A 9,948-nucleotide genomic window follows, 5' to 3' on the forward strand; every position below is an offset into this window, starting at 1 on the left:
ATTCTCAATTCAACTGTACATCATTCGGGCGTTTTCTCAATTCAAATGTATACGCGTAAATCAGCAGCGTTTCGTAACGCATTGAAATTCAACAGGCCGATTTCTCAATTTCTGATGTGTCCTGACAGCGGTGTCCGGCGAGAGCGCGCCTTTCATGCGCACCGTGCGATGCCGAACCGTCGCGAATGCGCTTTCGATGGGGTTTGTAACCAGTATGAAGATATCCGGTGCCAATGCCCAGCTGCGTTCATCGAGAACAAGGCGTATGGTGCGACCATCCGGGACTGAGGTGCCGGGAGCATGAAAGTGTAGGCAGGCCGTTCTCGTACGTTGAGCTGCGAGCTCGTGTTTGTGGTTGGCCGCCTCTGCGACTCGCTATTTCGAAGGGCTCGACAGCGAGCGCTGCATTGTCTGGGGCTGCTCGGATTCGAGATCGCTGGGAGATTTCACTCGGCACGGCAAGCGCGACAAGGTTCCCGATCATTCCTGGTTGTCGAAGACGCGAAGCCGTCTGCCGCACGAAGTGCACGAGAAGGTGTTCGCCTTCGTCCTGAAGCTCGTCGCCGAACATGGTCTGGTGAAGGGCGAGCGGATCGGCGTCGACGGGTCGACGATGGAAGCCAACGCGGCGCTGCGGACGACCGTGCGCCGTGACAATGGCGAAAGCTATCGCGAGATGCTGACTCGGATGGCCAAGGAAAGCGGTGTCGAGACGCCGACGTCGACGATCTGATCCGACTCGACCGTAAGCGCAAAGGTAAGAAGCTCTCGAACGAGGATTGGACGAGCAAGACCGATCGAGAGGCGAAGATCGCCAAGATGAAGGACGGCACGACGCATCTCGCCTACGAGCCCGAACATGCGGTCGATCTCGACACCGGCGTGATCGTGGCGGCGCCGATTCACGAAGCCGACAAGGGCGACACGACAACACTCGATCCCACGCTGAAGGAAAGAAAAGAATCTGTCTGCATGCGAAGCCGACTGATCAAATCGCGACATTTCCACCGCGCTGTTACGGAACGATCGGCGTTACGGGGGCAGGATTGACGAGGCTCGTCCCGTTCAGAAATGCCTGGCCGCCGCTGATGCGGAGCAATTACATATAGTGCTTTTTCAAGTTGCCATAACTGACCCGGCCTTCGCGTACAACGTCCACGATCGACGCGGAGTTGTCGTTGGCGAGCACCATTTCGGGCCGTCTCCTTCGCCGCCTCCGTATCCTTGGTGATTCCGACGGTCGAAAGCAGGTGCTTGCAGCGCACGTCGAGCCCAATTGTGCCCAAGCGCCGGAGGCCATAAAAAGTCAAAAAATACGCTGGGCCACTTTAACAGTCGTGAATCGTCACGTTGTTTTCATGGACCGTGCCAATCTGAATCTTCTTTTTCTTCTGGAGCCCTTTGATGCGGCGTTTCAACAAAACATCGGACCGATGACGACAGTAGCCCAAAGCAAAGCCAAGGTCTTCGTCGCGCGGGTGCCGAAGCTGAACCCGGTCGAGGAAGTCTGACCTTTGGTATAATGCTATCAACGCACCACCAGTACTGAGCATGTGGCATGTCGTACGATTTTTGCGGCATTTGAGCCAAGAAGATACGTCGCCAAGGTTGGCCGGTTTGAGCAGATAACGATGAGATCGGCATTCCACTCTCCGGCCTCGGTCAGGGCCTCGTCATAGATCGCGCCGATTCTCACAATGGTCGAAATGCGCTTACGCGGGTAATCAATCTTCACTGTGGTTTTCGCGATTTGTTTTTGAGCCTCAAGTCGAACCTCGTCTTCATAATCGGGAGGTCCGTATTCGATGAACATCGTGGGTAGCATCGTTTGCACATTAACAAGGCGCAATCTGGCGTCAGGATCGGCGATCCCTATAGCCGCTTCGATCGCTTGTCGTGTCAGCTGGGGTTGCTCGAGATCAACCGGGAGGAGGATTCTCTTGAACATAATATTTCCTTCTGGTCAGTTTTTCGATCTCGACTTTTGAGGTGCCGCTTGCCAGCGCTATGCATACTGATAAAGGTAGATTATTCTCGCGCAACTTTGTTCCTCTGAACGCTTCCAACACGAGTTTCGTTCGCCTTCGCACGCTTGGCGCTCGATCGTCCATCGCCCTTACGGAACAATCCATGGAGCGCGTCCCAGTCGAGCACGAGCTCTCCGCCGGAGCTTTGAAGCTGCCACTCCCGGCTTAGAAAAAGGTCGAGGCAGGCGTGATCGATATAGCTCAACTCACTGAGATGCACATGCACGCGCGTGCCTGGGGGTAATCCTTCTAGAGCGGCGGCGAGCTGCGGAAGGCGGATGAATGTCGCAGCGCCTTCGAGATGTATATAGATCACGCCGTCACTCTCTTCACGGCGAATGCTGAGATGGGAGAAGGTGTAGAGCAGGCGGACGATGGCAAGTCCCACGCCGACTGCAATGCCGGTCAGCACGTCGGTTATCACCACTGCAGCGAAGGTTGCAGCATAGACGGCCGTTTCGACGCGTTCCTGACTCCAGAGAAAGCGCACGAAGCCGTAGTTGATCAGATTGAGGCCGGCGTAAACGAGCACTGCCGCGAGGCTGACGACGGGAATAATGCGCAGGACGTTTCGGTGCCATGGTGATGAGCAGCAAAATCCACACGCCATGCAGCATGGTGGAGAGCCGCGTCCGGCCGCCGGCGTTCACAATTGGCGGCGCTGCGCACGATGACGCCAGAAACGGGCAGCACGCCGAGCATGCCGCACAGCAGATTGCCGACGCCTTGTGCCACAAGCTCTTTGTTGTATTTTGGGCGCGCCGTGCGACGCTGTATTACATCGACTGCAGTCGCCGTCAGCAGCGACTCCGCGCCGGCGACGAAGGCAAGCGACAGGCCCGCCGCCCATAGCGCTACCTCGCCCAACCTCCCGAGCGCATGAAGTGTCGGCATGTTTATAGCGCCCAGAAGATCGTCCGGCGCCGGAACATATTTGATGTCCACGTTGAAATGCCAGGCCGCGAAGGTTGCCAGTCCGACGCCCGTCAGTGGCGCGGGCAGGAATGCAAGCCTAGGTGGGGCGGCTCGCCGCCAGGCGAATATCGAGTTAATCGTCAGTAAGCCAAGCAGCGCCGCCGGCCGATGGGCGTCCATGGGAACGCCTTTCCAGATCGCTATGGGCAACGACCATAGATTGATGACGCCGCCGAATTCCCGTCCGGTTCCGGGTGGCGCGTCATCGACCATCACGTGAAACGAGCTCTTCGGCGAGAGCCTGCACCAAAGTAAGCCTCCGGCGAGACTTTCAATTACCCACATCTGCGTGTTGAACCGATAGCGATGCCGAAAGCGATATCTTGCAATTTGGTCAGGCCACGCCAGACGACCATGTTTCCTGGGGGAGGATCGCGCGTGCGAGCGAGATAGCCGCCGAGCATGGCGATCTGTAACAAGTAGGTTGCGACCGTTCGGCGCATGATGCGCGGTCTGGAGCGCGCCGCATCGATGCGGTCGAGTGTTTCAATCTCGGCAGGTGTGAGGACAGTCTCGGGTTTCGCGAGTGGTTGAGCCCGCGCAGACATGGTGATCCAAAAGATGCGCCAGCTGACGACTGTGATGAGGGCGAGCAATTTCACCAGCCGTTCGGCAGTCTGCAATTTCGCATCTTCGGCGCGGCAACCAGATTTCATGACCTTGTGGAACACCTCGATTTTCCAGCGCAGTGCGTACCAGTCGAGCTTTTCGATGGCGGCTGCGAGATCGTCGACAGGCAGATTGGTCACGAGCCTCCAGTCGATCGGGTCGCGATCCGAAGGCGGGTCGACTTCGAGGGCGTGAATGTAGAAAAGGGTTTGTGGCGCGTATCGCTTTTGTTTGCCGATGGGCGGCAATGTCTTCACCGAGGCAAACTTGATCTGCAAGAAAGCGATTTCGTGATCCTCGCCGCCAATCGCGACCTGATGGCGACCAGACCAAGGGACCGCGGCGAGTTGGGCGAAGACGCGATGGGCCGCATCCGTCGGCGCTGCTTCTGTCGGTGGCTCGGCCAGCCGGTTGGTCTGAACGCGCACGAGAAATCGCGTTCCGAGATCCTGTGCGAGGCAGAAGAGTTCGTAAATGTCACTTTCCCGATCGCCGACGTGCACGCAGCGCTCGGGCGAACCCATAAGCGCGATGGATTGGCGCAGATTCTCAAGCCAGCGATAGCTTTCCTTCGTCTCTATCGGTACGCGCGTTTGGTTCACGAGGCGCTTGATCGCGGCCGTTCCTTTGAACTTGCTGCGCGTCCAGAACTTCACCGCCGCCAAGCCGAGCGGCGTCCCGCTGGTAGTGACGGCTAGACTCGAATGCATCAAAACGCCGCATAATGTCCGCGTATTGGGTTGGCCGGCTTTGTAGCGCCCGGCGTTGATGGTCTTCGTGAAGCCAATCTTGCCAGGCGACTCGCGACTATAAATGAATTCGGTCGTGTCCTGCAGAATCAGGATTGGACCTTCGCTAGCCTTGGATCGCGCCGCGGTCGCGGCGAAGTGTCCCGACAACACGCCATGCTCAGTGACGCGGGGATTATCGAAAAATCGATAGGCCGCCTTCGTCGCAGCCCAATCGCCACATGCCGCAGGAACCGGCTTACCAGGGGCGGCTGAAAGTTGCTCCAACAACCGCCGCAAACGACGTTGCAGACGTTTATCCGGAATACTCGCCGCGGCCACCTCGGCATCTTGCCAGCCGGCCTGGCCGGTTTCTGATCCAACCTGCATCCATGACGCCCCAGTGATTCGGCGTCACGGACAAAATCACGCCCGATTCAGATCGGGCAAGCCCCTCCGGAGATGTGGGTAATTGAAAGCCGGCGAGAACCGTCTGGCGCTGAGCGCGCTGCGCTTGGATAGATTGCGCATGAATGGCGCGGTGATCGTGTCCATTTCTAATACAAGTGGACACTATCGCGGATGTCGGACGGCAAGGACGATGGTGGAGCGGCGCCCGGGCGCAGGCGTCGATCCTGGACCCTTGATGAGAAGCGTCGGGTCGTCGACGAGAGCCTTGCGGAAGGCGCCTCGATAGCCGAGGTGGCGAGACGCTACGATCTCAACGCTAATCAACTTTTCACTTGGCGGCGGCAGCTTGCCGTTGAGCCCGCCGGGTTGAGTGACCTCGCGCCGATTCTGCCAGTGACGATCACGCCGGAGACAGCGGCGGAGTATTCCGGCCCCGCGCCGACCTGCCAAATGGAGATTGTGCTTTCTGAAGGCGATCGGATCATCGTGTGGGCGGACGTCGAGGCGGCGGCGCTCACGCGTGTCCTGAAGGCGCTGTCGCGGCGATGATCCCGATTCCGAGCGGCGTTCGGGTATGGATTGCAACGGGCCACACCGACATGCGGCGCGGCATGCAGGGCCTCGCGCTTCAGGTTCAAGAGCAATTGAAACGCGACCCTCATGCGGGCGATCTCTACATTTTCCGCGGACGCCGCGGCGATCTCGCCAAAATCCTCTGGCACGACGGGATCGGTCTGTCGCTCTATGCCAAGCGGCTCGACCGCGGAAAGTTCATCTGGCCCTCGGCGACGGCGGGCGCGGTGTCGATTTCGGCCGCTCAGATGGCCTATATGCTTGAAGGGATAGATTGGAGAAACCCACAGCTGACGTGGCGACCCAAGAGCGCTGGCTAATCTGCGCCGGGTATCTGGGCGGGGCGGGGCGAAAAAATGTAGCGATGCGTGCATTTTGGGGCGCCACAAATCACGCGTTTTGTGATTCACTTCGGCTCATGGACGCTGCGGCCAAAGCCCTTTTCGACGAAAACGCTGTGCTGAAAGCGGAGCTGGCCGTCGCGCGGGCGAAGGCGTCGGAAGATGCGGCGCTGATCGCGCAGCAGACGCTGCGGATCGCAAAGTTGCAGCGTCAGATTCACGGGCAGAAGTCGGAGCGCTCGGCGCGGCTGCTCGATCAATTGTCGCTCGAACTCGAAGAACTGGAAGCGAGCGCGACGGAAGACGAACTCGCCGCGGAGCGCGCTGTCGCCAAAATGACGACAGTCGCCGGCTTCGAGCGCAAGCGGCCGGAGCGCAACACATTCCCGGAGCATCTGCCGCGCGAACGCGTCGTGATCGAGACGCCCAAGACCTGCGCCTGCTGCGGCGGTTCGCGCCTGCGCAAGCTCGGCGAGGATGTGACGCAGACGCTGGAGACGACGCCGCGTCAATGGAAAGTGATCGAGACTGTGCGGGAGAAGTTCACCTGCCGGGACTGCGAGAAGATCACGCAAGCGCCGGCGCCGTTCCATCCGATACCACGCGCGTGGGCGGGCCCGAGCCTGCTGGCGATGATCGTGTTCGAGAAGTTCGGACAGCACCAGCCGCTGAATCGTCAGGCCGAGCGCTATGCATTGGAAGGCGCGCCGATCGCGCTGTCGACGATGGCCGATGCAGTGGGCGCGGTCTGCGCGGCGCTCGATCCTCTCCGCCGCTTGATCGAAGCCCATGTGATGGCGGCCGAGCGTTTGCATGGGGACGACACGACAGTGCCGGTGCTGGCGAAGGGCAAGACCGACACTGGGCGCTGCTGGGTTTATGTTCGCGATGACAGACCGTTTGGCGGCGCCGGGCCGCCCGCAGCGATGTTTTACTACTCGCGCGATCGGAAGGGCGAGCATCCACAAACCCATCTGGCGGGATACGCCGGCATCCTGCAGGCCGACGCCTACGACGGTTACAACAAGCTCTATCTGGCGGACCGAAAACCGGGACCCGTTCGCGAGGCCGCGTGTTGGGTGCACGCTCGCCGACCGTTCTTCGCCATGGCCGATCTTGAGGAGAACGCGCGTCGCAAGGCTTCGGGCAAGAAGGAGATACCTCTCTCGCCGATCGCGATTGAGGTCGTTCGTCGCATCGACGCGCTGTTTGCAATCGAACGCTCCATCAACGGCAAGAGCCCGGAGGAGCGCGTTGCGGTTCGACATGCCTCGAGCCGGCCTCTGGTCGACGATCTCCACGTCTACATGCGAGAGCAGGCGACCAAGTTGTCGCGCGGGCACGACCTGGCAAAGGCGATCCAGTACATGCTGAAGCGCTGGGCGGCCTTCACGCTGTTCCTTAATGACGGACGTGTGTGCATGTCCAACAATGCCGCCGAGCGCGGCCTGCGCGGCATCGCTTTGGGAAGAAAATCGTGGTTGTTCTGCGGATCCGATCGCGGCGGGCAGCGTGCTGCGGCCATGTATAGCCTCATCGTGACGGCGAAAATGAACGGCGTTGATCCGCAGGCTTGGTTGGCCGACGTCCTGGCTCGCATCGCCGGGCATCCCGCGCACCGGCTTGATGAACTGCTTCCGTGGAACTGGCGCCGAGCAGCAGCGGCAGACCCGGCGATCGCGGCCTGACCATGCACGTCAACAAAGTTCACCGTGTGACAACCATCGATCGCGTCGCCGACGATCTCGGCGAGAGCATCGACTGGCTGTACGACGTCGCTATGGAAATGGATGCCGAGGACGGCGTGATCTGGGTCTACGGACTTGGCGACGAACAGCTCATGGCGTTCACGAACTTCGGCATCGAGACGCTCGTCGACCTGATCAAAATCCACAAAGACGACCCCACGCTTCTGAAGCGTTGAGAGCACCAAACACTCCATGCCGGCGGCCTACGCCGGATGGCTACGCACCAAAGGAGCCGACAGCGCTTAACCGGTAACGCAAGTCAGTGAAACAAAATCAGGGCGCTGGAAGACGCTCGCCACAGAGCCTAGCGTTCGGTTGCAACGAGCGCTTCGGTTTGTTGCAAGCAGAATTTTGATCGACGCCTCGTCCCAACCCGGCTCTAAGGCTTTGTGTGCTGTGTAGAACGTGGCTGCAAGAAGCCGACGATGCCGAAGCAATTTTCACGCGTTTAATTGAACGCGTCGAGGTCACGATTGACGCTTTTTAGATTTCGATGGATCTCCTGGACAGAGTGGTTCATTGTGAAGATGAGGGACGCCAACCACCTTTTCGAGCGGCATGACGAAAGCGAGCCCGTGATTGGGCTTCGTCAGCTCGGCCGCGCGGACGATCTCCTGGAGGATCGCATCGCTTTGATCCGTATAGACGACGGTGAGGACGATCTCCTTTTCTGGTTCGATAGAAATGCCAAAGATTGTTTCATGTTCGTTGACGCCGATGCCGCGTCCATAAACGACCGTGCCCCCGCGAGCGCCAGCTTTGACCGAAGCTTCCAGGACGGTGTTGCCCCATCCTTTCCGCACGATGGTCACGATCAGTGATGCGTTCAATAACATCGTACCTACTCCTGTCGTGGTCCGGTCCAGCGGACAAGAAGTCCCAATGTCATGACTGAAACCATGGGCGCGAGCGCAATCAGCGACACGAGCCCCAAGCCCTCGACGATCGTATTCCCATTGGCCAAATCTGCCGCACCGAGCGCAAGCGCCAGAAGAAACGTATTCGCCATCGGGCCCGTGGCGACGCCGCCGGCATCGACCGCGATCGCCACGAAGTCCTTTTCGCATAGCCACATGATTACGATGACCAGCACATAGCCAGGCGCAAGTAGAAAGAGCAGCGGAATGCCGTAGGCAATCCGAAAAAGCCCGAGGGCGACCGACAGCGCAACCCCGATGCTGACCGTATAGAGCACGGTCGGCGCCGAAATCGAGCCGGTCGAAGCTTCCTCAACCTGATCGGCGAAGATACGCACCGCCGGCTCGCTCCAGGTGGTGACAAAGCCGAGCAAGAAGCCGATTGGCGCAAGCAGCCACTTTTCCGGCATTGCGCCGATCGCCTCACCGATTGAGCGGCCGAAGGGCATGAAACTCATCTCAACGCCGACGAGGAAAAGAAGCAGCCCCGCCGCGGCCATGAGTGTACCGGTTAGAATATCCAACACGCTCCGGCGGGGCAGCTTTAGAAATAACGCCTGGAAGACAAGGAAGAGCGCGAGGAGCGGCAGCACCGCCTCGGTGACGCTTTCCGCGACGACGCGGAATTCGTCGAGCAGCGAAGCTAGTTTCACCGCAGAAACATCCCTATGACCATCATGACGAAGATTGGACCGACCGAGGCGAATCCTAGGAGCCCAAAGCCGTCGGAGATGGCCGAGCGGCCGGCGAGAACGGAACTTAAGCCTATAGCGATGGAAATGACCACCGGAGCTGTCAAAACGCCCGTGGTCACGCTACCGGCGTCATAAGAGAGGGGGACGAATTGCGCCGGCGCGAAGAAAGAGAGGACGATCATAGCCCCATAGGTGACCGTCAGCAGGCCGCGCAGCGAAAATCCGAAAACGATGCGAGACATTGCGATAGCGGTAAAGACCGCCACGCCCAAAGCGATCGCATAGAGCACGGCCTGCCGGGAAATCGCATTCGTGACGCGGTTCACCTGATTGGCGAGGACGAGCACATCGGGTTCGGCGACCGTCGTCGCGAAGCCGAAGGCGAAGGCGACCGCGACGACGAGTACAATGGATCCTTTCTCCGGCAAGGCGGAACCGATGTATTTTCCCATCGGTAGGATGCCGTAGTCCACGCCGGCGAAAAGAAACAGCATCCCTGCGACGATGAACACCAATCCCCCGATAAAATCGATGAAAATTGTCGTTGGCGCGCTGACCAGCGTCAGTTGGAGCACGCACACCATAATGAACAGCGGCGCGACGGCCTTGAGCACCTCCAGTAATTTTTCCTTTAATAGCGGCAACATAGCGTGGAGCTAGGTCTCGGTGTTGATTTGTCAATGTTTCCAGAATCGAACTCCCGGGAACAAGTTGTTCACCAATCCCGGCGAGACCTCGAAGCTCTTAGGTGCGTCGCAGCGCTTATGCGCTGATATGCGGCAGCGGAAGCCTTTCTTGGTCGTGCCCCCAGTGATGGTGTAGCTCAGTGGGAGCAAGCCGCTCGCGACGCGCGCTTTTGCTAGCGCCGTAGCGAGCGATCGGCTTGCGGTGGTCATCGACGATTCGCCGGTAGGATCGGGTTGC

General features: G+C 59.3%; 16 protein-coding genes. 8 read left to right on the forward strand and 8 right to left on the reverse strand.

Going from position 1 to position 9,948, the window contains the following annotated elements:
• From QZ964_RS03940 to QZ964_RS03955, 4 genes are all read left to right on the forward strand, one after another.
• Positions 1–288, forward strand: a 288-nt coding sequence (locus QZ964_RS03940; protein ID WP_292529017.1) for a hypothetical protein, incomplete at its 5' end; no start/stop codon positions are given.
• Between the two features lie 61 nt (positions 289–349).
• Positions 350–733 carry a transposase gene (locus QZ964_RS03945; protein ID WP_210330472.1) on the forward strand — a complete coding sequence of 128 codons (384 nt, stop codon included), beginning with the start codon at positions 350–352 and terminating at the stop codon, positions 731–733.
• Between the two features lie 86 nt (positions 734–819).
• Positions 820–1,050 (forward strand): hypothetical protein, encoded by a 231-nt coding sequence (locus QZ964_RS03950; RefSeq protein ID WP_210330473.1) that lies wholly within the window; start codon positions 820–822, stop codon positions 1,048–1,050.
• Between the two features lie 128 nt (positions 1,051–1,178).
• Positions 1,179–1,511, forward strand: coding sequence for a hypothetical protein (locus tag QZ964_RS03955; protein ID WP_124740568.1), 333 nt, complete (start codon positions 1,179–1,181; stop codon positions 1,509–1,511).
• Positions 1,512–1,528: 17 nt separating this feature from the next.
• Here QZ964_RS03955 and QZ964_RS03960 read toward each other — a convergent pair whose 3' ends face one another.
• The 4 genes from QZ964_RS03960 to QZ964_RS03975 form a co-directional block, all read right to left on the reverse strand.
• Positions 1,529–1,948 (reverse strand): universal stress protein, encoded by a 420-nt coding sequence (locus tag QZ964_RS03960; RefSeq protein ID WP_124740567.1) that lies wholly within the window; start codon positions 1,946–1,948, stop codon positions 1,529–1,531.
• Between the two features lie 80 nt (positions 1,949–2,028).
• Positions 2,029–2,559 carry an STAS domain-containing protein gene (locus QZ964_RS03965; protein ID WP_245435083.1) on the reverse strand — a complete coding sequence of 177 codons (531 nt, stop codon included), beginning with the start codon at positions 2,557–2,559 and terminating at the stop codon, positions 2,029–2,031.
• Entirely contained in the window at positions 2,532–3,215 is a 684-nt protein-coding gene (locus QZ964_RS03970) for a SulP family inorganic anion transporter (RefSeq protein ID WP_245435081.1), read from the reverse strand. The genes QZ964_RS03965 and QZ964_RS03970 overlap by 28 nt, the downstream gene beginning before the upstream one ends.
• A 62-nt stretch (positions 3,216–3,277) precedes the next feature.
• A complete protein-coding gene (locus QZ964_RS03975; RefSeq protein ID WP_154453168.1) occupies positions 3,278–4,729 on the reverse strand; it encodes an IS4 family transposase in 1,452 nt (483 codons plus the stop codon).
• 192 nt (positions 4,730–4,921) lie between these two features.
• Between QZ964_RS03975 and QZ964_RS03980 the strand changes: the two genes are divergently transcribed.
• The 4 genes from QZ964_RS03980 to QZ964_RS03995 all read left to right on the forward strand — a co-directional run bounded on the left by QZ964_RS03980 (position 4,922) and on the right by QZ964_RS03995 (position 7,588).
• On the forward strand, positions 4,922–5,299 hold the full coding sequence (locus tag QZ964_RS03980; protein WP_124740565.1) for a transposase: 378 nt from the start codon (positions 4,922–4,924) through the stop codon (positions 5,297–5,299).
• Positions 5,296–5,643, forward strand: a complete 348-nt coding sequence (gene tnpB / locus QZ964_RS03985) for an IS66 family insertion sequence element accessory protein TnpB (RefSeq protein WP_124740564.1) — start codon at positions 5,296–5,298, stop codon at positions 5,641–5,643. The genes QZ964_RS03980 and tnpB overlap by 4 nt, the downstream gene beginning before the upstream one ends.
• 98 nt (positions 5,644–5,741) lie before the next feature.
• Positions 5,742–7,352: an IS66 family transposase gene (locus QZ964_RS03990; RefSeq protein WP_292529010.1), complete on the forward strand. Its 1,611-nt coding sequence runs from the start codon at positions 5,742–5,744 to the stop codon at positions 7,350–7,352.
• 2 nt (positions 7,353–7,354) lie between these two features.
• On the forward strand, positions 7,355–7,588 hold the full coding sequence (locus QZ964_RS03995) for a hypothetical protein (protein WP_292529016.1): 234 nt from the start codon (positions 7,355–7,357) through the stop codon (positions 7,586–7,588).
• A gap of 291 nt (positions 7,589–7,879) precedes the next feature.
• On the opposite strand, the gene QZ964_RS04000 is transcribed toward QZ964_RS03995, so the two are convergent.
• The 4 genes from QZ964_RS04000 to QZ964_RS04015 all read right to left on the reverse strand — a co-directional run.
• Positions 7,880–8,248, reverse strand: coding sequence for a P-II family nitrogen regulator (locus QZ964_RS04000; RefSeq protein WP_124740562.1), 369 nt, complete (start codon positions 8,246–8,248; stop codon positions 7,880–7,882).
• Positions 8,249–8,253: 5 nt separating this feature from the next.
• Positions 8,254–8,982 carry a DUF1538 domain-containing protein gene (locus QZ964_RS04005; RefSeq protein WP_124740561.1) on the reverse strand — a complete coding sequence of 243 codons (729 nt, stop codon included), beginning with the start codon at positions 8,980–8,982 and terminating at the stop codon, positions 8,254–8,256.
• Positions 8,979–9,638 carry a DUF1538 domain-containing protein gene (locus QZ964_RS04010; protein ID WP_246695853.1) on the reverse strand — a complete coding sequence of 220 codons (660 nt, stop codon included), beginning with the start codon at positions 9,636–9,638 and terminating at the stop codon, positions 8,979–8,981. The genes QZ964_RS04005 and QZ964_RS04010 overlap by 4 nt, the downstream gene beginning before the upstream one ends.
• A 63-nt stretch (positions 9,639–9,701) precedes the next feature.
• Positions 9,702–9,948 (reverse strand): hypothetical protein (locus QZ964_RS04015; RefSeq protein ID WP_292529015.1); only part of this gene is annotated, 247 nt, incomplete at its 5' end.

This window comes from Methylocystis sp., assembly GCF_021731785.1.
In the GTDB taxonomy this organism is placed as follows: domain Bacteria; phylum Pseudomonadota; class Alphaproteobacteria; order Rhizobiales; family Beijerinckiaceae; genus Methylocystis.